This window comes from Acidovorax delafieldii 2AN, from assembly GCF_000175235.1.
Classification (GTDB): domain Bacteria; phylum Pseudomonadota; class Gammaproteobacteria; order Burkholderiales; family Burkholderiaceae_C; genus Acidovorax; species Acidovorax delafieldii_B.
The window spans coordinates 1-663 of sequence record NZ_ACQT01000608.1; the positions used below are offsets into that span (position 1 = coordinate 1).

Here is a 663-nt window from a genome sequence, read left to right on the forward strand (position 1 = left end):
GGCGGCGCGCGCGCTCCAGCATCTGTCCGGCCTGGCGCGGGTCCATGCCGTACATGTCGGCAAACGCGTCCAGCGTCTGGCCGCTGGCCTCGAAGGCGCGCAGCAGGGCCTCGTCCTTGGCGTTGCGGGCCGCCCATTCGGCAAAGGCTTCTTCCAGAATGGCGTTGGCGGCTTCATCGCGGCCGCTGACCAGTTCGGTATACGCCTCGCGCGTGAGGCCCGAGGCCTCGAAGGCCTGGATCATGCGCTTGCGCAGCTTGGGCAACACGTCGTCGCCCGCACGGGCCTTGCGGCGGCGGAACACCTCCAGCAGCGCGTGGTGCACGTGCTCGGGCGCCATGTCTTCCACGGGCTGGCCCGCCAGGTCGTGGCGCTTGTCGCCCGCAGCCACGCTTTGCAGATAGCGGGTGGAGCGGGTGTGGATGCCCAGCGCCACCTTGAGCGCGTCGCGCTCGAACACCTCGGGATGGGCGGCCAGCAGATCCTGGAAAATGCCGCGCTTGAGCGGCCGGAAAACGGCGCCGAACAGCTGGGGATACAGGCCTGCCAGTTGCTCCAGCACCGGGTGCGTGCGCAGCGGCGCACGGGCCGGCTGGTCACCCTGGCCGGCGCGCGGTTCGCCGGCACCCGATTGTCCCGAAGGATGCTGGCGGCCCTTGCCGC

1 protein-coding gene is annotated in these 663 nt (G+C 70.7%); it reads right to left on the bottom strand.

The window, feature by feature from the left end; translation table 11 throughout:
• A partial coding sequence (locus tag ACDELDRAFT_RS23340; RefSeq protein ID WP_005801908.1) for a ProQ/FINO family protein occupies nucleotides 1-663 on the bottom strand: 663 nt, incomplete at both ends.